Annotated in this window: 16 protein-coding genes and 1 tRNA gene; 4 read left to right on the top strand and 13 right to left on the bottom strand. The window is 60.2% G+C overall.

Features of this window, described 5'->3' with window-relative positions:
* Positions 1-48 precede the first annotated feature (48 nt).
* A complete protein-coding gene (repC, locus tag ACOKS3_RS27245) occupies positions 49-948 on the bottom strand; it encodes a replication protein C, IncQ-type (RefSeq protein ID WP_422764547.1) in 900 nt (299 codons plus the stop codon).
* Positions 935-1,801, bottom strand: coding sequence for a helicase RepA family protein (locus tag ACOKS3_RS27240; RefSeq protein ID WP_422764548.1), 867 nt, complete (start codon positions 1,799-1,801; stop codon positions 935-937). The genes repC and ACOKS3_RS27240 overlap by 14 nt, the downstream gene beginning before the upstream one ends.
* 324 nt (positions 1,802-2,125) lie before the next feature.
* On the opposite strand from ACOKS3_RS27240, the gene ACOKS3_RS27235 reads away from it, so the two are divergent.
* Complete coding sequence (locus ACOKS3_RS27235; RefSeq protein ID WP_422764549.1) at positions 2,126-3,100, top strand: LuxR family transcriptional regulator; 975 nt, start codon at positions 2,126-2,128, stop codon at positions 3,098-3,100.
* Here the strand turns inward: ACOKS3_RS27235 and ACOKS3_RS27230 are convergent.
* The 6 genes from ACOKS3_RS27230 to rpsU all read right to left on the bottom strand — a co-directional run bounded on the left by ACOKS3_RS27230 (position 3,015) and on the right by rpsU (position 12,616).
* Positions 3,015-4,130 carry a site-specific integrase gene (locus ACOKS3_RS27230; RefSeq protein WP_422764550.1) on the bottom strand — a complete coding sequence of 372 codons (1,116 nt, stop codon included), beginning with the start codon at positions 4,128-4,130 and terminating at the stop codon, positions 3,015-3,017. The two genes, ACOKS3_RS27235 and ACOKS3_RS27230, sit on opposite strands and share 86 nt — an antisense overlap.
* 126 nt (positions 4,131-4,256) lie before the next feature.
* Positions 4,257-4,333, bottom strand: a tRNA-Ile gene (locus tag ACOKS3_RS27225).
* Between the two features lie 16 nt (positions 4,334-4,349).
* Entirely contained in the window at positions 4,350-8,093 is a 3,744-nt protein-coding gene (locus ACOKS3_RS27220) for a bifunctional diguanylate cyclase/phosphodiesterase (RefSeq protein WP_103448713.1), read from the bottom strand.
* 118 nt (positions 8,094-8,211) lie between these two features.
* On the bottom strand, positions 8,212-10,062 hold the full coding sequence (gene rpoD / locus ACOKS3_RS27215; protein ID WP_103448714.1) for an RNA polymerase sigma factor RpoD: 1,851 nt from the start codon (positions 10,060-10,062) through the stop codon (positions 8,212-8,214).
* 67 nt (positions 10,063-10,129) lie between these two features.
* Positions 10,130-12,112: a DNA primase gene (gene dnaG / locus ACOKS3_RS27210; RefSeq protein WP_422764551.1), complete on the bottom strand. Its 1,983-nt coding sequence runs from the start codon at positions 12,110-12,112 to the stop codon at positions 10,130-10,132.
* 288 nt (positions 12,113-12,400) lie between these two features.
* Positions 12,401-12,616, bottom strand: coding sequence for a 30S ribosomal protein S21 (rpsU, locus tag ACOKS3_RS27205; RefSeq protein WP_003255575.1), 216 nt, complete (start codon positions 12,614-12,616; stop codon positions 12,401-12,403).
* Between the two features lie 204 nt (positions 12,617-12,820).
* Between rpsU and tsaD the strand changes: the two genes are divergently transcribed.
* Positions 12,821-13,846 (top strand): tRNA (adenosine(37)-N6)-threonylcarbamoyltransferase complex transferase subunit TsaD, encoded by a 1,026-nt coding sequence (gene tsaD, locus ACOKS3_RS27200; protein WP_103448716.1) that lies wholly within the window; start codon positions 12,821-12,823, stop codon positions 13,844-13,846.
* A 15-nt stretch (positions 13,847-13,861) separates the two neighbouring features.
* Here the strand turns inward: tsaD and plsY are convergent, their stop codons facing one another.
* Positions 13,862-14,431: a glycerol-3-phosphate 1-O-acyltransferase PlsY gene (plsY, locus tag ACOKS3_RS27195; RefSeq protein ID WP_103448717.1), complete on the bottom strand. Its 570-nt coding sequence runs from the start codon at positions 14,429-14,431 to the stop codon at positions 13,862-13,864.
* Positions 14,432-14,505: 74 nt separating this feature from the next.
* Between plsY and folB the strand changes: the two genes are divergently transcribed.
* Both folB and folK read left to right on the top strand, forming a co-directional pair.
* Positions 14,506-14,862 (top strand): dihydroneopterin aldolase, encoded by a 357-nt coding sequence (gene folB / locus ACOKS3_RS27190; RefSeq protein WP_103448718.1) that lies wholly within the window; start codon positions 14,506-14,508, stop codon positions 14,860-14,862.
* A complete protein-coding gene (gene folK, locus ACOKS3_RS27185) occupies positions 14,853-15,362 on the top strand; it encodes a 2-amino-4-hydroxy-6-hydroxymethyldihydropteridine diphosphokinase (protein ID WP_422764552.1) in 510 nt (169 codons plus the stop codon). The genes folB and folK overlap by 10 nt, the downstream gene beginning before the upstream one ends.
* Here the strand turns inward: folK and ACOKS3_RS27180 are convergent.
* The 4 genes from ACOKS3_RS27180 to ACOKS3_RS27165 form a co-directional block, all read right to left on the bottom strand.
* Positions 15,352-16,464: a multifunctional CCA tRNA nucleotidyl transferase/2'3'-cyclic phosphodiesterase/2'nucleotidase/phosphatase gene (locus ACOKS3_RS27180; RefSeq protein WP_103448720.1), complete on the bottom strand. Its 1,113-nt coding sequence runs from the start codon at positions 16,462-16,464 to the stop codon at positions 15,352-15,354. The genes folK and ACOKS3_RS27180 overlap by 11 nt on opposite strands.
* A gap of 54 nt (positions 16,465-16,518) precedes the next feature.
* A complete protein-coding gene (locus ACOKS3_RS27175; RefSeq protein WP_103448721.1) occupies positions 16,519-18,087 on the bottom strand; it encodes a SpoVR family protein in 1,569 nt (522 codons plus the stop codon).
* Positions 18,084-19,355 carry a YeaH/YhbH family protein gene (locus tag ACOKS3_RS27170; protein ID WP_103448722.1) on the bottom strand — a complete coding sequence of 424 codons (1,272 nt, stop codon included), beginning with the start codon at positions 19,353-19,355 and terminating at the stop codon, positions 18,084-18,086. The genes ACOKS3_RS27175 and ACOKS3_RS27170 overlap by 4 nt, the downstream gene beginning before the upstream one ends.
* 141 nt (positions 19,356-19,496) lie before the next feature.
* Complete coding sequence (locus ACOKS3_RS27165; protein WP_060484777.1) at positions 19,497-21,419, bottom strand: PrkA family serine protein kinase; 1,923 nt, start codon at positions 21,417-21,419, stop codon at positions 19,497-19,499.
* Positions 21,420-21,473 lie beyond the last annotated feature (54 nt).

Raw genomic sequence — 21,473 nt, 5'->3', positions numbered from 1 at the left:
CCGCAAAGGCCCGCCGGTGCTGGGTTTTCAGAAACTGGCGGGGTGCCGTTAAACAGGGGATTGGATACTGTTAAACGGGGGGATGGGTGCCGTTAAACAGGGCGGCGCAGCGTTAAACTCGGATGCCTTGGGTCGCCCGATCTCCCATTTGCCCTTAGCATACTCGTTCAGTCTCCAACCAACGGTAGCAAGCTCAACCAGCGCCTTGCGTGCTGTCTGGCGGCGTTTTTTGATGGTATTCGGGTTCGTCGGTTCATCCGGCCAAACATAGCCGCATAACGTGTTCAGCTCTACCCGCCCCGACTTGCCGAGGTCGATCCAGCCGCACAGTCGTTGATGAATCAGACGGGCAGGATCGGTCTGTAGCTTCCTGACTTCGGCCATGTCTATGCGGATGTGCTGCCCTCCCATGATTGCGCGTGCAATAAGAGGGTTCAATGCTACATACAGCTTGCCCTGCTGCTCATCACTTGCGTACTCGGACAGCAAACGGAAGCCCTGCCGCTTGCTTCCATTTTGCGCAATGATAGAGACTTTCCAGAGCCTCTCAATGCAATCGCGTACTGGCCTCGTATTATCTATGTCCGCATACCCAACCTCACGGGCCAGCGACCGATAACTACCCTTGACCACCATCGCATCCTGCTGGACGGCTTCCCACTTAGGTTCGAGAAATAGCCTGAGCTGACGACCGGCTTCGGTCTGAGGATCGGGAGAAAGTACAAGGCCAGAAGGCCCAGCCATTGCTACCAGTCCTTGCAGAATGCGGAGATCGTCGGCCCCCAGTGGTTCCGGCCCGCTGAACTCGATGCGCTTGCCGTTACCGTAGTCATACGCAACGTCCAGCTTATTGCGCTTGCGTTCGCCACGTTTGAGGCTACGGAACAGGCCGGGTGCAAGACAATGCACCGGGTCGTGCCGGGCATGAGTCAAATCATGCTTGCTCACGTTGACGCCCTTTTCCGCTGTCCTGCTTGACGTTCAACAACTCCACCGGCATCAAAACGCCGCCGTCGCGGCGTTGATACCATTGCTCATGCGGTGCAGCGTCGTAATTCTGTTTGCTGACACCAAAGCGGACAAAGAAGCCGCGCCGGTCGTTGCCGATGGGCTGACGGTCATAGGCGCGGTCGCTGAGGCTCTGGGCCTCGTCCTCTGTCATCTTCGCAACGAAGCCACACCAACGGGCATTGTCGATTAGAGCAGATGCGCCACGTGCTGCCTGCTGTTGATCCGTCTGTCCTTCGCGGGCACTGCCCTTGCTGACATGGTGAAGGTACAAAACTGAGGCCCCAGTGCAGGTCGCAACATGCTCAAGCGTGGCGACGAGTCTTGCCATATCGCCATTGCTGTTCTCGTCCTTGTCATGAATGCGGCTCAGGGTATCCAATACTATCAACCGGCTGCCTTCACAAAACTCAATTAAGCGAACAAGGTGCCGTTCATCCATGACGTTCAGGCGTTTGCCCATGAGCGGCTCCACGATGAGGTTCTGAGCGATTGCGCAACGAGCGTCTCTGTTCAGGTGGTGGCCTATCGCATGAATACGGCGCACTAACGCAACGTTCGGGTCTTCGCCTGCGAGATAGACCACCTTTCCGTTTAGTGCTGGAGAGAGCCCAACAAGGTCGCCTCCGGCAACGCTGCACGCGACAGACATGGCTGCCTCGAGCGCCCAGTAGCTCTTGCCGGTGGCTCCTGGGGCGATCAACGCCCCTACCGTGCCTGCAAGGAAGCCAGGCCATATGAAATCAAGCTGCGGGGGAGGAGTTTCGAAAGCTGCGGCTAGATCGATAGCCATCAAATACGCCCGCCATCTTCGAATGAGTCTGCGCTAAGGACCTCAGCAATTTGAGAGGTCCGGAAGTAGACTCTGCGGCCTATCTTCAGACGGGCTCTGTTGATGGGGAGGGTCCAAGGGTTTTGCGTTCTCAGGCTGATTCTTAGGCCATCTGGTGATCGATCCAAGATCGTCGCCAACTGAGGCAAGCTCAATAGTGGTCCAAATCGCTCCAAAAGGTTTTCTTCGATACCCATCGCTCATCTCCATTTGTGATCGGATTTATCCGTATCGTAGGGAGGGCGCTGGTTGATAACATCCTTTTAATTGATCACTATGGTTGACATGAGCGCAAGCGAAACAGAAATCCCAGTCTGGCCCAACTGTTCACCGATCATGGAAGCGGCGGTGCGAGAGCTCGTCGCCAACTGGCGGCCATACTCAAGCAGCGCGAGACGTTTTCCGATACGCAGGCTGATTGAGCAACTGATCGACCCGGCTATCGCGCTGCTGTGTGTCGATGCGGTGTTTCAGCGATACATATTGGGTGCACCGGGAACTGTCGCCCTGAGTGATCTGATACATTCAATTCACTACAAGGGAGCTATGCAGGCTCAGCGAGTTCTGATCCGTCAGTACATGAGCGCGACGCGTCATACTGGAGAGCAATCGAGAGAAGTGATCGGGACGCTTGAAACATTGGTGGAGGTAATCGAAGCTTGCGGCCGCAAGCGTCCTGCTCGCTCACGATGTACCGTTGAGGGCGTAACTCAAAATGCGCAGCGCAACAGAGACTTTTGTGAGATGTGCGGGCAGCCGTCTGAACTCGCTCATCTGATCAATACAGGTGATTGGCCAGAAAGCGCCGATACCGACTACGCACTGCACCTCAGTAATCGGTATTGCGCTTCCCATCGACCTCGGCATGTTGATGGGACTTGGAACCCGCAGTATCAACGTGCAAAGCGCTCAAAGAATCTCTTTAATCTCGAACTGGCCCGGCTCACAGAACAAAGTGCTCAGCGCACACTGTCACCGAAGCATGACACTCCTGCTGCCGAACTTTTTGCTTTCCATATCACGCATAGCAACGGTCTTACCGCCGCAGATGAAGGTGCACTGCGTGAGCAAGCCCGCTTTATGATTGATGCTCGTCTGACGGACGCCAAGAAACAGATGCTGATTCTTCGGGCGTCCGGTTTGAACCAGAGCGAGATTGCTCGGAGGATGGGCATCAGCCGTCAGGCAGTGTCGAAGGCGCTGGGGTCGATTCCTTCTTCTTTCCAGTTCGCCGACGCGCCAGAACATCCAGTTCATTGACTAGATCTTCAGCTCGTAGATGGGTGTAGCGTCGGAGCATTTGCATTGATTTGTGGCCGCTGATGGCGGCGACCTTTTGGTCGCTGAGGCCACCTTCGACTAAACGGCTGACGGCTTCATGACGCAAGTCATGGAACCTGAAATCGGCCAGACCGAGATTTTTCTTGATGTCTAACCAGACCTTGTTGAAGTTGTAGGGGCGACGCTTACCGTCTTTGCCAGGTTCACCGAAGAAAACCAAATCAGAGTCGAGTGGACGAATCGGGTTGGCCAATGCCTCGCGGAAAGCGGCGGTGGCATCGGTTGTCAGTGGGACGGTTCGAGGCTGTGTGTTTTTGGTATCAAGCAGACGGACGATACGGCGCGCTACATCTACCTGACCGCGGCGCAGGGTTGTGATTTCGGAAGAGCGCATACCAGTTTCTAGTGCGATGCGCACGATCCAATTCAGCATGGGATTGCTGTGCTTTTTAACCGCAGCAATGAGTTTGCGCTCTTCATCAGCGGTAAGGCGGCGGTCACGTCCTTCTCCTGGGCTTGGCTTTCTGATGTTCAGCACAGGATTGAACGTTAGGCCTAATCCCCATTCTTGAATGGCCACTGTGAACAGGTGGCTCAGCAGCGCTAGCTCCAAGCGCACCGTATTGTTGCTGGTTGGCTGACCGCGTGTGGTAAAGGTGGAGAGACGCTTATCCCGGTAATCGGCTATCACTTCGGCAGAAAGTGCAGCGAGCGAGTATTTACCCAGCCCCTTGATTAACTGCTTCGCCTTGGTGATCTCCGCCCGCTGAGTCGTTGGTTTCTTCGTCGGCGTGATTTCCCGTAGATATCGCTGCAAGGCTTTTTCAAGCGTCAGGCGCTCGGACCCGCTGCGCTGGATATACACCCCCCGCACCATTTCATCTTCGGTGCGTCGTGACCAATCCTCGGCGTCGCGTTTGGTGCGGAAGGTCTTGGCGTTGGTCGGCCATCCGGTTTTGCGGATTACGGCCTTCCAGGTGCCGGCTGGGGTTTTGACGATTGTGGCCATCTGAAGGACTCCAAAGGCGTGCAAGCGAAGCCGCACTGTACCTAATTTGTACCTTTGGACCATAGGACTGTATCTGAGGTAGTCCCACCAGAAACACAAAAGCCGCGCAATGCGCGGCTTTCAAGTTGGTGGGCCCACACGGACTTGAACCGTGGACCAAAGGATTATGAGTCCTCTGCTCTAACCAACTGAGCTATAGGCCCTCAGTAAGTGCCCGGATTATAACGAGGGTTTTGAAAGCGTGCCATCCGAAAGATCGGACAGTGCTATACGAAGAAACGTCGCTGCGAACTCATCCGGCGGCAATGGCAGGCTGACGATGTAGCCCTGGATCTGCTCGCAGCCCTCGGCAGCAAGGAAGCGTTGCTGCGCCTGGTTCTCTACACCCTCGGCAATGATCGTCAATTGCATGCTGCGCCCCAGTGCAATGATGGCGCGGGCGATGGCGGCGTCGTGCGGGTCATCCGGCAGGCCGCGGATGAACGATTTGTCGATCTTGAGGATGTCCAGCGGCAGGCGCTTGAGGTAGCTCAGCGACGAGTAGCCGGTGCCGAAGTCGTCGATCGCCAGCTGCACGCCCAGCTTCTTGAGCTGGTGCAATATGGCCAAGGCCTCCTCGGCCTGGCTCATGATGAAGTTTTCGGTGATTTCCAGCTGCAGGTCGCCCGCTTTCAGTTGGTAGACTTTCAACAAATGCTCGATGCGTTTGGCGAGGTTGGGGTGACGCAGCTGCGCGCCCGCCAGGTTGATCGACAGTGGCCCAAAGGCCTGGTAAGTCTTCTTCCAGCGGTGCATCTGCTGGCATGCCTGCTCCAGCACCCAGTCGCCCAGCTGGAGAATGGTGCCGTTCTCTTCGGCCAAGTGAATGAAATGCTCGGGCGGTACCTCGCCGAATGTCGGGTGGCTCCAGCGAATCAGCGCTTCGGCCCCGACTAGGGTCTGGGTCTTGAGGCTCAGCTTGGGCTGGAAGCTCAGGCTCATCTCGTTACGCTCGATGGCGCGGCGCAGCTCGTGCTCCATGGCGATGCGTTCGCTGGCCTGCACGGTCAGGTCACGGGTGTAGGCTTCCACGCGGTTGCGGCCTTTGGCCTTGGAGCGGTACATGGCAGCATCGGCGTTGCGGATCAGCGTGGCGACGTCGGTGCCATCCTGCGGGTAGAGGCTGATGCCGATGCTGGCGCTGGTGAAGAACTCGTGCTCGCCGGCCTGGAACGGGGCGACGAAGCAGGCCAACAGCTTGTTGGCGATGGCATGGGCATCGCTGGGTTTGTGCAGGCCGGGCAGCAGGATGATGAACTCGTCGCCACCCAGACGGGCCACGGTGTCGACGTCGCGCACCTGTTCCTTGAGGCGTTGGGCGATGCCTTTGAGCAGCAGGTCGCCGACCGGGTGACCGAGGCTGTCGTTGATGTGTTTGAAACGGTCCAGGTCGAGGAACAGCACCGCGCCCTGGCGATTGGAGACCTGCGAGCAGGTCAGCACGGCCTGCAGCCGGTTTTCGAATAGGGCGCGGTTGGGCAGGCCGGTCAGTGGGTCGTGGTGGGCCTGGTAATCGAGTTTGGCCTGGGCATGCTTGAGACTGGAAATGTCGGCGAACACGGCGACGAAATGGGTGACGTCGCGCTCGCTGTTGCGTACGGCGCTGATGGTCAGCCAGCCGGGATACAGCTCGCCATTCTTGCGTTTGTTGTAGATCTCGCCCTGCCAGTGACCTTCAGCAGTGAGCTGGTGCCACATGGCAGCGTAGAAAGCGCTGTCATGCTGACCAGAGGCGAGCAGGCGCGGGGTCTGGCCGAGTGCTTCGATCTCGCTGTAGCCGGTGATCTCGCTGAAGGCACGGTTGACTGCGCTGATGCGTTGGTCGGTATCGGTGATCAACACGCCTTCAGCGGTATTTTCGAACACGGTGGCAGCCAGTTGCAGCTTTTCCTGCATCAGGTGGCGTTCGGTGATGTCGCGGGCGATGGTCAGCATGCAGTCGACACCACCGATCGGCAGTGGCCGAGCCGACAGCTCGCAGAGGCGAATCTGCCCGTCGCTGCGGCGCAGGTGGCAACTGAAGTCTCGCACGAAGCCATCGCGGCCAAGCTGGTCGATCAGGCGCTTGCGTTCGTTGAGGTCTACCCAGATCCCCAGGTCGAACGAGGTCTGGTCGATAGGCGGGTTGAATTCGTAACCGGTCAGGCGGCAGAAACCCTCGTTGACCTCCAACAGCAGGCCATCGCTCTGACGCGACAGCAGTAGGCCATCAGGTGATGCGTGGAATGCCTTGGCAAACTTTTCCTCGGAAGTCTGCAACTGTTGCTGGGTTTCCTTGAGCTGGTTGATGTCGCGAACGGCCACGACCAGCGCCAGGGTGCCGTCAAGCTCGAAGGTTTCGGCTGAGGTCAGGCCGGTGAACAACTGGCCGTTGCTGCGGCGGAAGGTCATTTCGATGTTGCGGATGCCGCCTTGGTGCAGGCGTTCGAGCAGCCTCGGGCCCATTCCTTCGATGCCCCACAAGTTGAGCTCGGTGGCGGTGCGGCCGATTACTTCGCCCTGTGTCAGGCCAATCTGCTCTTCGAACGCTTCATTGACCTCGAGCAGCACGCCATCGCTGTGCCGTGCGATCAGCAGAATGTCCGGGCACTGCTCGAACACCGAGGCGAACTTCTGTTCCGACAGGCGCAGGGCGACTTCGGTGCGTTTGGTCTCGCTGATGTCGATCATCAGGCCGCGCATCACGGGCCGGTGGCCGTGTTCGATCATGCTGACGATATTGCGTACCCAAAGCGGTTGGCCGTCGGCGCGCATCACGCGGTAATCGAGGCTGTGGTCACGCCCGGCAGCGGTTTCACTCTCGCAGAAGGCCTGGGCCCAGAGTGCGTCTTCGGGGTGCAGGATGCTGCGCCAGAAGCCGGGCTTGAGCCAGTCGTGCAGGGGGTAACCCAGCAAGTCTTCGGCATGGGGCGAGACATAGCTGTAGGTGAAGTCGTTGGCGTCGGCTTCCCAGGCGATTGCCGACAGGCTCTCGATCAGGCCGCGATAGTGGTATTCGCTGCTGCGCAGCTCCTGCTCCAGGGCGATGCGCCGGGAGATTTCCGAACTGAGCCGGCGATTGATGCGGATGACCACGGCGAGAATGGCGATCAGCAGCAGGACGGCGGGCAGGCCATAGAGCAGCGTGTCACGCCAGAAGCTGCGTTGGTCGACCACGTTGCCAACCCAGCGCTGCTGGATATGGCTGACTTCATCGCTGGACATGTCGGCCATCACCTTGTCGAGGATGCCGATCAGTACCTGCTGGTCACGGGGCGCGGCCATTGCCAGTTGATAGCGGTAGGGCGTTTCGCCGCTCACGTATAGCCCTTCGAGCTTGAGCTGGCGCAAGCTCCAGATGCTCGAGGCGAGGTCGCCGACCACGGCGTCCACCGCGTCCGTGGCCAGTGCCTGCAGGGTCGAGCTGACATTGGGCATCGCCACCAGGTTGAGGTCCGGGTGGTGAGTACGTAGCAGTTCATGGGGCGCGTAGTTTTCCACCACGGCGACCTTCAGCCCGTACAGGTCCTTGAGCGTGCGCGGTTGCGGACCGCCATCATGGGCCAGGATGACGATGGGGAAATCGAGGTAGGGGCGGGTGAACGCCAGGTAGCCCTGACGTTCCGGCGTCGACATGATGCCGGGCAACAGGTCGATACGGCCTTCGCGCGCCTGCTGCAGCACCTCGGTCCAGCTGCTGGGTTCGACCGGTTTCAGTGATACTCCCAGGCGATCCTGGAGCAAGGCGATGTAATCGGCGGCCAATCCCTGGTACCGGCCCTCCTGGTCACGAAATTCAAATGGTGGCCAGGAGGCGTCGACGCCCAGTCTCAACTGCGGGTGGGCAGCGAGCCAGGTTTTTTCCTCGTCTGTCAGGGTCAGGGCGCCGGCCGTTGTGTTCCACAGCATCAGGAGCAGCAACAGAATGGCCGGCTTCGGCAGCATAGCGGCCTCGCATTCAGTTGGTCTGAAGTCGAGTGTAGACGGGCATTCAGCCAGCCGAGCGGCCGATCACAACTATTTGTCGGATAAGAAAAACCCCGGCCTGGGCCGGGGTTTGTCATCACTCGTCGAGGAAGGAGCGCAGGTGCTCGCTGCGAGTCGGGTGGCGCAGTTTGCGCAACGCCTTCGCTTCGATCTGACGGATCCGCTCACGGGTCACGTCGAACTGCTTGCCCACCTCTTCGAGGGTGTGGTCGGTGTTCATGTCGATACCGAAGCGCATGCGCAGCACCTTGGCTTCGCGTGCGGTCAGGCCCGAGAGCACGTCACGGGTCGCTTCCTTGAGGCTTTCGACCGTGGCCACGTCGATCGGGGACTGCATGGTCGAGTCCTCGATGAAGTCGCCCAGGTGCGAATCTTCGTCGTCACCGATCGGGGTTTCCATGGAGATCGGCTCTTTGGCGATCTTCAATACCTTGCGGATCTTGTCCTCAGGCATTTCCATGCGCTCACCGAGCTCTTCCGGGGTCGGTTCACGACCCATTTCCTGCAGCATCTGGCGGGAAATACGGTTGAGCTTGTTGATCGTCTCGATCATGTGCACCGGAATACGGATGGTGCGCGCCTGGTCGGCGATCGAGCGGGTGATCGCCTGGCGGATCCACCAGGTGGCGTACGTCGAGAATTTGTAGCCGCGACGGTATTCGAACTTGTCCACCGCCTTCATCAAGCCGATGTTGCCTTCCTGGATCAGGTCGAGGAACTGCAGGCCACGGTTGGTGTACTTCTTGGCGATGGAGATCACCAGACGCAGGTTCGCCTCGACCATTTCTTTCTTGGCGCGGCGGGCTTTCGCCTCACCGATGGACATGCGACGGTTGATTTCCTTGATCTCGGCGACGGTCAGGCCGGTTTCGGTCTCAAGGTCGATCAGCTTCTGCTGGCAGGCGACGATGGCGGCGTCCTTTTCACCCAGGGCGGCAGCCCACTTGGTGCTGCGCTTGGCCAAGTCACCGGACCAGGTCTGGTCGGTTTCGTTGCTCGGGAACAGGCGCAGGAAGTCGGCACGCGGCATGCGGGCGTCACGCACGCACAGCTGCATGATCGCACGCTCTTGCTGACGCAGGCGGTTCAGGGCATCGCGCACACGCTCGACGAGGACGTCGAACTGCTTCGGTACCAGCTTGATCGGCATGAACAGATCAGCCAGGGCCTGCAGGGCTTCGATGCTTTCCTTGGCGTTGCGGCCGCCCTTCTTCAGGACCTTGTTGGTGGCCTGAAGCTGATCGGCAACGGCGCCGAAGCGCTGAGCTGCAACGACCGGATCAGGCCCGCTTTCGGCCTCTTCCTCGTCGTCACCGCCTTCACTTTCTTCCTCTTCGTCGTCCGACTCTTCCTTGGCCGCAGGGGCCTTGGCGCCAGGTACTGGCACTTCTTCGGTCGGCGCGGCAATGTTGTCGTCAGGGTCGATGTAACCGCTGAGAACGTCGGACAGGCGGCCGCCTTCGGCGGTGACGCGGTCGTATTCGCCGAGGATGTAGTCGACAGTACCCGGGAAGTGAGCGATGGCGCCCATGACTTCACGGATGCCTTCCTCGATCCGCTTGGCGATTTCGATCTCGCCTTCGCGGGTCAGCAGCTCGACGGTACCCATTTCACGCATGTACATGCGCACCGGGTCGGTCGTGCGGCCGATATCGGTTTCAACTGCCGCCAACGCAGCAGCGGCTTCTTCGGCCGCGGCTTCGTCGGTGTCGGCTTCCGCCAACAGAAGGGCATCCGCATCCGGAGCACTCTCGAATACGTTGATCCCCATGTCGTTGATCATGCGGATGATGTCTTCCACCTGTTCCGGATCTGAAATATCCTCAGGCAGGTGGTCGTTGACCTCCGCGTAAGTCAGGTAGCCCTGCTCACGACCGCGGGTGATCAACTCTTTGATACGAGACTGCTGTTGCGCTTTTCCGGACATAACACCCTATCCACTGAAGGTCTTGGCGGGCAAAAAACAAGCCGAGGATTATACCCGAGCATGGGCCTCACGCGCCAGATGAGGTCGGCGTTTGTGCGGGAACATTCCGGCTCAGCAGGGCGAGGAGCTGTGATTTTTCCTCGCTGGTCAATTCGCTTTGACGTGATTTCCTGAGCAGTTGTTCCAGGCTGCGCTCGCGTTGGCGGGCGGACAAGCTAGTTATAGTGTCGAAAAACTGTTGTTCAAGGTTGTCAGCCACGATCAACCATTCCTTTTCAGCCAGGGCCCGCAGCAGGCGGCCTTGTTCAGTGCCGTGCCAACGTGCGATCAGCTGCATTGAGCTTAGCCCAGGATTCTTCTGCGCAGCTTCGATCAGGGCCACCAGCAGTTGACTGTACAGGTGTTCTTCGTCGGCGAAGTGGCTGGCATCCTCGACCTTGCCGGCCAGTAGCGGGTGGTGCAGCAAGGTGCGCAGGGCAGCCAGGGTCGGTGGTTCGACCGGTGCCGGCACCCGCGGCGGCGCTTCGTCGCGCTGCTGCCATGGCTTGCCGCCCTTGCGGTTCTTGTCCCACGGCTTATCGCTCCACTGCTTTTTGCCCCCGTCTTTGTTCGGCTTCCACTCCGGCTCTTGATGAACGGGAGCGTAGTCGTGCTGTGGCATGTCGCCGTAGTCGGGGGTGAAGCTGGCCATGGCATCGTAGTCATAGCCAGGGTCATAGTCAGGCACACTGCTGGCCGCCGGAGCCTGTTGCGACAGTTGCTCGACCTGCTGTGGGTCCAGGCCGGTGATTTCCTTCAGGCGGTTGCGCATCAGCTGACGCAAGTTGGCGCCGGGGATCTTTTCGATCAACGGTGCGGCCAGAGTCGCCATGTGTGCCTTGCCTTCCAGCGAGCGCGGGTCGGCTTCATTGCTCAGTTGCTCGAAGAAATAGTCGGCCAGTGGCTGCGCGTGCTGGTTGATCCGCGCCTTGAAGGCATCGGTGCCTTCGGCACGCACCAGGCTGTCCGGGTCTTCGCCTTCGGGCAGGAACAGGAAGCGCGCACGGCGGCCGTCCTGCAGTGCCGAGAGGGTTGATTCCAGTGCGCGCCAGGCGGCCTTGCGCCCGGCCTGGTCGCCATCGAAGCAGAACAGCACGCTGGGCACCACGCGGAACAGGCGCTTGAGGTGCTCTTCGCTGGTCGCGGTGCCGAGGGTGGCCACGGCATTGCGCAGGCCCTGCTGGGCCAGGGCGATCACGTCCATGTAGCCCTCGACGACGATGATCTCGTCGAGGTTGCGGTTGTGCTTGCGTGCCTCGTACAGCCCGTAGAGTTCCTGACCCTTGTGGAACACCGGGGTTTCCGGGGAATTGAGGTACTTGGGCTTGTCGTCGCCCAGTACCCGGCCGCCAAAGGCGATGATGCGCCCGCGGCTGTCGCGGATCGGGAACATCACCCTGTCGCGGAAGCGGTCGTATCGCTTGCCGCTTTCGGCGTTTTCGATCAGCAGGCCGGCGTCGATCATCACCTTCTGTTGCAGGGTGTCGGCGCCCAGGTGCTTGAGCAGGTTGTCCCAGCCCGGCGGGGCGAAGCCCAGGCCGAAGTCGCGGGCGATTTCGCCCGACAGGCCGCGGCCCTTGAGGTAGTCCACCGCCGCCTTGCGGGTCGGATGGCTGCGCAGGGCCTGGCGGTAGAACTCCGAGGCGGCATCCAGCAATGGGTACAACGGCGAATCGGTCGGCTGGCGCGGCTTGTTGTCGCGACGGCCTTGTTCCCTGGGTACTTCCATGCCAGCTGCGCGGGCCAGTTCTTCGACGGCCTGGGGGAAGTCCAGGTTGTCGTGGTCCATGACGAAGCCGAGGGCGTTGCCGCCAGCACCGCAGCCGAAGCAGTAGTAGAACTGCTTGTCGGGGCTGACCGTGAAGGAAGGGGTCTTTTCCTTGTGGAACGGGCAGCAGGCGGAGTAGTTCTTGCCGGCTTTTTTCAGCTGAACGCGCGAACTCACCACGTCGACAATGTCGAGGCGGTTGATCAGGTCGTCGATGAAGCTTTGGGGAATCAGCCCGGCCATGGCAGTCTCGTCATCTGGCAACTGGCAAGTCTAATCGCTAACGCGCCGCAGAGGGGCGAATGCTGAGTAGGGGAAGTGCGAGGGAATGTGTGCTCGTCTGTAGCCGCAAGGGCCCGTCAGTCAGGACGTGCACGCCTGGCCGAAGCCAGATCTGACGCTTTGATGCATTTGCCCACTGCAGGTTGCGACGGGCGCCTTGGGCTAGCTGCTCAAGGTTTGAATCAAACCGCTGCCATCGGCCCGGCGGTGAACCGGGCAGGGCAGAAGCTCTAGCGTAGAACGTCTGTATTAGTACAGACGAACGGCGCGGCGCTGTTCGCGCTGAACTTTCTTGGCGTGACGCTTAACAGCAGCAGCTGCTTTGCGCTTACGCTCGGCGGTCGGCTTCTCGTAAAACTCGCGGCTACGAACTTCAGCCAGTACACCGGCTTTTTCGCAGGAGCGCTTGAAACGACGCAGAGCTACGTCGAAGGGTTCGTTCTCTTTAACTTTGACGGCTGGCATCCAGGGCTACCTTAATTCATTACCGGGGTAGACGTGCTCCTGGCAAAACAAAGGTGTGCTGGAGAACGTCGGTTTTCAAGGGTTGCGGATGTTAACCCTTAGTACGCCGGAATGCAAAGCCTCTGATCGAAAACCGCTGGTCGGCACCCGGCACGGGGACTATCATGCGCGGCTTCGAATTCAGCCCCCACAAGGGACGAGCCCATGCTAGTACTGGGATTGGAAACATCCTGCGACGAAACCGGCGTCGCATTATACGACAGCGAGCGCGGTTTGTTGGCCGACGCGCTGTTCAGTCAGATCGACCTGCACCGCGTGTTCGGTGGCGTGGTGCCCGAGCTTGCCTCGCGTGACCACGTCAAGCGCATGCTGCCGCTCATCCGCCAGGTGCTGGAGGAGGCTGGCTGCGTCGCCACCGAGATCGACGCCATCGCCTACACCGCGGGTCCTGGCCTGGTCGGTGCGCTGCTGGTCGGTGCCTCGTGCGCCCAGGCATTGGCCTTCGCCTGGGATATCCCGGCGATCGGTGTGCACCATATGGAAGGCCACCTGCTGGCACCGATGCTGGAGGAAAACCCGCCCGAGTTTCCGTTCGTCGCTTTGTTGGTTTCCGGCGGCCATACCCAGCTGGTGCGGGTGGATGGCATCGGTCACTACGAGCTGCTGGGCGAGAGCCTCGACGATGCGGCTGGCGAAGCGTTCGACAAGACCGCCAAACTGATCGGCCTCAACTACCCAGGTGGCCCGGAAATCGCGCGCTTGGCCGAACAGGGGGTGCCTGGGCGCTTCGTGTTCCCGCGACCGATGACCGATCGTCCGGGCCTTGAGTTCAGCTTCAGCGGTCTCAAGACCTTCGCCCTGAACACCTGGCAGCAATGCAAGAATGCTGGCGACGACAACGAGCAAACCCGTTGCGACGTGTCCCTGGCATTCCAGCAGGCGGTGGTGGAGACTCTGACCATCAAGTGCAAGCGCGCCCTCAAGCAGACCGGCCTCAAACGCTTGGTCATCGCCGGTGGCGTCAGTGCCAACAAGGCGTTGCGCGCCTCGCTGGAAGACATGCTGGCCGGTCTCAAGGGCAACGTGTACTACGCGCGTCCGCAGTTCTGCACCGACAACGGCGCGATGATCGCCTATGCCGGTTGCCAGCGCCTGTTGGCCGGGCAGCATCAGGACCTGGCGATCAGCGTGCAGGCGCGCTGGCCGATGGAGCAGTTGCCGCCGGTGTGAAGGCTTGCGGGCGTGTCAGAAATGCCTTTCGCGCCCGGCAAACAAATCGCGCAGATTGTTGCGGTGGCGCCAGACGATCATCACCGTGAGCACAGCGATCGGCAGCAGCGCCTCCGGCTCGCGCCAGGCCAGCAGTGGCAAGGTCAGCGGGGTCGCGACAAGCGCTGCCAGCGAGCTGGTGCGGGTGAGGTAGAAGGTCAGCAGCCAGGCGCCGATGGCCAGCAATGCGGCCGGGAAATACAGGCCCATGAGCATGCCGGCGGCGGTGGCGACGCCTTTGCCGCCGCGAAAGCGGAAGTACAGCGGGAACAGGTGGCCGAGCACTGCGCAGACACCGATCCAGGCCTGCTCCTGCAGGCCAAGGCCGGCAGCGCGGGCGAGCAAAACCGGCAGCAGGCCCTTGCACAGGTCGCCAAGCAGGGTCAGGATCGCCATTTTACGGCCCGCCAGGCGTAGCATGTTGGTGGCGCCGGCATTGCCCGAACCGCTGGAACGCGGGTCCGGGCTGCCCGAAAGGCGGCTGAGGACGATGGCGAAGGACAGCGAGCCGAGCAGGTAGGCGAGCAGCGCCAATAACCAAAACATGCTAACTATTCCGGGCGAGGACGCCCTGATTCTAACGGCGCCAGTCGCCCTTGTCGTGCTGTGGAGAGAAGTGCTTGGACAGAGTGTTCATCGAAGGCCTGGAAGTCGATACCGTCATCGGTGCCTATGACTGGGAACGGGATATTCGCCAGTGCCTGCGCCTGGACCTGAGTTTTGCCTGGGACAACCGTCCGGCAGCGGCCGGTGACGACCTGAACCTGGCGCTCGACTACGCCAGTGTTTCGGCACGAGTCCAAGCATTTGCCGAGCAGGCGCGCTTCGAGCTGGTGGAAACCTTTGCCGAGCGCCTGGTGGCAGCGCTGATGGAGGAATTCCACATTCCCTGGGTTCGCTTGAAGCTGACCAAGCCGGGTGCCGTTCCCGCTGCCCGTGGCGGTGTTGGCGTGGAGATCGAGCGCGGATGTCTCTGAGCACGGTTTATCTGGGCCTTGGCAGCAACATTGATCGCCACCAGCACCTGTGTGCGGGGCTCGATGCGTTGGCGGCCATTCTCAGCGACATGCAATGTTCCCCGGCGTTCGAGAGCCAGGCGGTGGGGATCAAGAGCGGGCCGTTCATCAACTTCGTGGTCACCGGCAAGACCGATCTGCCCCTGATGGAGCTGGATCGCCGGCTCAAGTTCATCGAGGCGGACAACGGCCGCTATGCGCCGGACCGCAAGGGCCTGCCGCTGGATATCGACGTGCTCATGTATGACGACCTGCATGGCACGTTCGATGGGCTGGTGCTGCCTCGGGCGGAGATCCTGAAGAATGCCTTCGTGCTGTGGCCGTTGTCGCTGCTGGCGCCGGAGCTTGTGCTTCCCGGTGCCGGGAAGCGCATGGCGCAGTTGTGGCAGGAGGCGCGGATCGACCAGGTGTTGGCGCCTGTTGCCTTCGAGTGGCGCGGTTTGCAGCTGACTAAGGCGTGAGCCTGTAACGGCCCGTCTTGTAAGTTTCGAGCGCTTTCAGTCGCTCATCTTTGAGAGCCTCGCCCAGGCCTTGCCCGGTCATCCCGGCTTCCACCAGCGGCTTAACATCCACCGCCCGTGCCGCCACCGCTGCTCCTCGCAGATAATCGGCCTGTGGATAACTTCCAGGCGAGGCCATCTCACACGCTGCAATGAAATCCTCGAAACGCTGCGGCCGCCGATAAACGTCGAACTTCTGCAACATTTCCAGCAAATCTGCAGGCGTTAGCTGCAAAGCCTCGTCGGCGCGCATGGCAAACTCACCCACCAGCACGGCCAGTTCCTGGCATTCACGCGGGGCCTTGAAACGCTGGTTGAGCGCCTTGATCGCCACTGGTTCCAGCCCTCGCAGCAAGCACGCCCAGCGCACAGCCAGCGGCTGTTGGTGCTCTGCCGCCCGGTGAAGTGCAGCCAGCGTATCCGCGCTGTGTTCCAGTTCCGGCATCAATTCCTTCAGGGCGCCACAGGCGTGCAGCACCTGGATGAATACGTGCGGCTGGCTTTCCATCAGCGCCCGTTCGATCTCCTTCCAGCTACGTTCGGCTGTCAGCGCCTGCAGCTCGCCCGATTCGGAGATCTGGCGCATCAGTGCCAATGTTTCATCGGCGACCTGAAAACCTAGTGGGGCATAGCGCGCGGCAAAGCGGGCAACGCGCAGCACGCGCAGGGGATCTTCGGCGAACGCGGGCGAGACGTGGCGCAGAATACGTTGCTCAAGGTCGGCCTGGCCGTGGTAGGGATCGTAGACCGCTCCCTGTTCATCCTCGGCCATCGCATTGATGGTCAGGTCTCGACGGATAAGGTCTTCTTCCAGCGTCACGTCGGGGCTAGCGTGAAAAGTGAACCCGCCATAACCGCGCCCACTCTTGCGCTCGGTGCGCGCCAAGGCATATTCCTCGCCGGTCTTCGGATGCAGGAACACCGGGAAATCAGCGCCGACCGGGCGAAAACCCTGGGCGTGCATTTCTTCGACCGTGGCGCCGACCACCAGCCAGTCGATATCGCTGACCGGGCGCCCGAGCAGGCGGTCGCGTACTGCGCCGCCGACTTTGTAGATGTGCATGTGCAGCCTCCATTACTGCCCACAGGATACCCTGTCGGCAGCAATGGCGGTGCATCAGAGGTGGTGGATGACGGCGAGGTCCATGCGCCCGTAGTCGCCGCTCTCGGCATGCTCCCCACGCGGCGGCATGTGATGGGTCTTGACCACCTGGTCGCCCTGTACGGTCTCCAGATGGATATCGAAGCCCCACAGGCGGTGCAGGTGCTTGAGCACTTCCTCGGTGGAATCGCCCAGCGGTTTGCGGTTGTGTTGCTGGTGGCGCAAGGTCAGCGAGCGATCGCCACGGCGGTCGATGCTCCAGATCTGCACGTTGGGCTCGCGGTTGCCGAGGTTGTACTGCGCTGCCAGTTGCTCGCGAATGATCCGGTAGCCAGACTCGTCATGGATGGCCGGTACCAGCAGGTCATCGCGCTGGTCGTCATCGAGGATGCTGAACAGCTTCAGGTCACGCATCACCTTGGGTGACAGGTACTGCAGGATGAAGCTCTCGTCCTTGAAGCTGCTCATGGCGAACTTGATAGTAGACAGCCAGTCGCTGCCGGCAATGTCGGGGAACCAGCGGCGATCTTCCTCGGTCGGGTTTTCGCACATGCGACGGATGTCGGTGTACATGGCAAAGCCCAGCGCGTAGGGGTTTATGCCGCTGTAGTACGGGCTGTCGAAACCGGGCTGGAACACCACGCTGGTGTGCGACTGCAGAAACTCCATCATGAAGCCTTCAGTGATCAGGCCTTCGTCGTACAGGTCGTTCATCAGGGTGTAGTGCCAGAAGGTAGCCCAACCTTCGTTCATCACCTGGGTCTGACGCTGTGGGTAGAAGTACTGGGCGATCTTGCGCACGATTCGCACCACTTCGCGCTGCCAGGGTTCCAGCAGCGGGGCGTTCTTCTCGATGAAGTAGAGGATGTTTTCCTGCGGTTCGGAGGGGAATCGCGCATCGTCGCGCTCGCCACTTTTTTCGGCACCCTTTGGAATCGTGCGCCAGAGGTCGTTGATCTGCCGCTGCAGGTGCTCTTCACGGTCCTTCTGGCGCCGGCGTTCTTCTTCGGCGGAGATCGGATAGGGGCGTTTGTAGCGATCCACTCCGTAGTTCATCAGCGCGTGGCAAGAGTCGATCAGATCCTCCACGGCATCGATGCCGTGGCGTTCCTCGCACTGGGCGATGTACTGCTTGGCGAACACCAGGTAGTCGATGATCGACGTGGCGTCGGTCCAGGTGCGGAACAGGTAGTTGCCCTTGAAGAAACTGTTGTGGCCATAGCAGGCGTGGGCAATCACCAGTGCCTGCATGCACATGGTGTTTTCTTCCATCAGGTAGGCGATGCACGGATCGGAATTGATCACGATCTCGTAAGCCAGGCCCATCTGCCCCCGGCTGTAGGACTTCTCGGTACTGAGGAACTGCTTGCCGTAAGACCAGTGGTGATAACCCAGCGGCATGCCGACGGAGGCATAGGCATCCATCATCTGCTCGGCGGTGATCACCTCGATCTGGTTGGGGTAGGTATCCAGGGCGTAACGCTCGGCCAGCCGGCTGATTTCCCGGTCGTAGGTCTGGATCAGCTCGAACGTCCACTCGGACCCGGTGGAAATGGGTTGGCGTCTCTGTGCTCTGGCGGTCATGTGGCTAACCTGCGCTGGAAGAGTTCACGGAAGACCGGGTAGATATCGCCGGCCGATACCAACTGCTGCTGGGCGAATGTGTCGGGGAAGGCCTCGCCGATTCGCTCGTACTCGTACCACAGCGCCTGGTGCTCACGCGGGGTGATCTCAACGTAAGTGTAGTACTGCACATGCGGCATGATCTGCTTGGACAAGATCTCGCGGCAGATCGGCGAGTCGTCGTTCCAGTTGTCGCCGTCTGAGGCCTGGGCGGCGTATATGTTCCAATCGGCGGCCGGGTAACGTTCAGCCATGATCTCCTGCATCATCTTCAGCGCACTGGAGACGATGGTTCCGCCAGTTTCCCGGGAGTAGAAGAACTCTTCCTCGTCGACTTCGCGGGCGCTGGTGTGGTGGCGAATGAACACCACCTCGATGCGGTCGTAGTTACGCTTGAGGAACAGGTACAGCAGGATGAAGAAGCGTTTGGCGATGTCCTTGGTGGCCTGGGTCATCGAGCCGGACACGTCCATCAGGCAGAACATCACCGCCTTGGAACTGGGGTTGGGCTGCTTGACCAGCAGGTTGTACTTGAGGTCGAAGGTGTCGAGGAAGGGCAGGCGGTTGATGCGTGCCTTGAGCCGCTCGATTTCCTGTTCGACTTCCTGGATGTCGGTGAAGTTGTCGGGTTCCTCGACTTTCAGTCGGTCCAGTTCCTTCTGTGCTTCGCGCAGCAGCGCTCGGCTGCTGCCGGTCAGAGCGATGCGCCGGGCGTGGGCCGAGCGCAGGGTGCGGACAATGTTGATGCGTGACGGGTTGCCTTCGTTGGCGATACCGGCTCTTACGGTCTTGAAGGTGTCGGCGCCGGTCAGGTGACGTTTGACCAGATTGGGCAGTTCGAGGTCTTCGAACATGAATTCGAGGAACTCTTCCTGGGTAATCTGGAAGACGAAATCGTCCATGCCCTCGCCGGAGTTGCCGGCCTTGCCGCGACCACTGCCACCCCCACCGCCTTGCGGCCGAGGGATGTGCTCGCCAGCGGTGAACTCCTTGTTGCCTGGGTGCACGATGGTCTGTTTGCCGCCACGACCATGGTGCAGCACGGGTTCATCGATGTCCCGTCCCGGAATGCTGATCTGTTCACCGTGCTCCATGTCCATGATGGAACGGCGGCTCACGGCCTCTTCGACCGCCTTCTTGATGTGTTCACGGTAACGCCGCAGGAAGCGCTGGCGGTTGACCGTGCTCTTGTTCTTGCCGTTCAGGCGTCGGTCGATAACGTAGCTCATGGTCCCTCCGGTAGCTGGGAGCAGCTGCAAGCCACAAGCTTCAGGCTGCAGAAAAGAGCAGCCGCCGCTGCTGCAAGCTACGGCGCCGGGCTTGCGCCCGGCGCTGGGCAGCTTGAAGCGTGCGGCTTGTAGCTTGCCGCTTTATTGCGATTTCCTGACCCGCAGGTACCATTCCGACAGCAGGCGCACCTGTTTGTCGGTGTAGCCACGCTCCACCATCCGCGTGACGAAGTCGTTGTGCTTCTGTTGGTCCTCCTTGCTGGCCTTGGCGTTGAAGCTGATGACCGGCAGCAGGTCCTCGGTGTTGGAGAACATTTTCTTCTCGATCACCACCCGCAGCTTCTCGTAGCTGAGCCAGCTCGGGTTCTTGCCATTGTTGTTGGCACGGGCACGCAGCACGAAGTTGACGATTTCGTTGCGGAAGTCCTTCGGATTGCTGATGCCTGCCGGTTTCTCGATCTTTTCCAGCTCTTCGTTGAGGGCGATGCGGTTGAGAATTTCGCCGGTCTCCGGGTCGCGGTATTCCTGATCCTGGATCCAGAAGTCGGCGTACAGCACATAGCGGTCGAAGATGTTCTGGCCGTATTCGCTGTAGGACTCAAGGTAGGCGGTCTGGATTTCCTTGCCGATGAACTCGATGTAGCGCGGTGCCAGGTATTCCTTCAGATAGCGCAGGTAGCGCTCGCGTACTTCGGCCGGGAACTGTTCCTGCTCGATCTGCTGTTCCAGCACATACAGCAGGTGCACCGGGTTGGCTGCCACTTCATGCGGGTCGAAGTTGAACACCTTGGAGAGAATCTTGAAGGCGAAGCGGGTTGACAGGCCGTTCATGCCTTCGTCGACGCCCGCCGCATCGCGGTACTCCTGGATCGACTTGGCTTTCGGGTCGGTGTCCTTGAGGTTTTCGCCATCGTAGACCCGCATCTTCGAGTAGATGTTGGAGTTTTCCGGCTCCTTGAGGCGCGAGAGCACGGTGAACTGGGCAAGCATCTTAAGCGTGTCTGGCGCGCAATGGGCCTTGGCCAGCGAGCTGTTGACCAGCAACTTGTCGTAGATCTTGATCTCATCGCTGACGCGCAGGCAGTACGGCACCTTGACGATATAGATCCGGTCGATGAATGCCTCGTTGTTCTTGTTGTTGCGGAAGGTGTGCCACTCCGATTCGTTGGAGTGGGCCAGCAGGATACCGGTATAGGGAATGGCCCCAAGGCCTTCGGTACTGTTGTAATTGCCTTCCTGGGTGGCGGTAAGCAAGGGGTGCAGGACCTTGATTGGCGCCTTGAACATCTCGACGAATTCCATCAGGCCCTGGTTGGCCCGGCACAGTGCGCCCGAATAGCTGTAGGCATCGGCGTCGTTCTGCGGGAATTCTTCGAGTTTGCGGATATCCACTTTACCGACCAGGGCGGAGATGTCCTGGTTGTTCTCATCACCCGGCTCGGTCTTGGCGATGGCGATCTGGTTGAGGATCGAGGGGTACAGTTTCACCACCCTGAACTTGCTGATATCACCGCCGAATTCCTGCAGGCGCTTGGTGGCCCAAGGCGACATGATGGTGTTCAGGTAGCGCCGCGAGATGCCGTACTCTTCCTCGAGAATGGCCCCGTCTTCGGTGGCATTGAACAAGCCCAAGGGTGACTCGAATACCGGCGAGCCCTTGATGGCGTAGAAAGGTACCTTTTCCATCAGCTGCTTGAGTTTCTCGGCCAGCGACGATTTACCGCCGCCTACCGGGCCCAGCAGATAGAGGATCTGTTTCTTCTCTTCCAGGCCTTGGGCGGCATGGCGGAAGTACGAAACGATCTGGTCGATGCACTCTTCCATGCCATGGAAGTCGGCAAAGGCCGGATACCGGCGAATGACCTTGTTGGAGAAGATTCGCGACAGCCTGGAGTTGGAAGAGGTGTCGATCAGTTCTGGCTCACCGATGGCCAGCAACAGCCGTTCAGCCGCCGATGCGTAGGCACTGCGATCCTCTTTGCACAGCTCGAGGTACTCCTGCAGCGAGAGTTCTTCCTGGCGCGTAGACTCGAAGCGTTGTTGGAAGTGGCTAAAAATACTCATGACGTCACCTCGCTCGATACGTGGAGACGACGCCGGATCAGTCAGCTGATGCTG

The organism is Pseudomonas sp. HS6-2 (assembly GCF_049325675.2).
Classification (GTDB): Bacteria; Pseudomonadota; Gammaproteobacteria; order Pseudomonadales; family Pseudomonadaceae; genus Aquipseudomonas; species Aquipseudomonas putida_N.
Note: the sequence above shows the minus strand (reverse complement) of the source record. Positions and strands in the feature narration are given on the sequence as shown.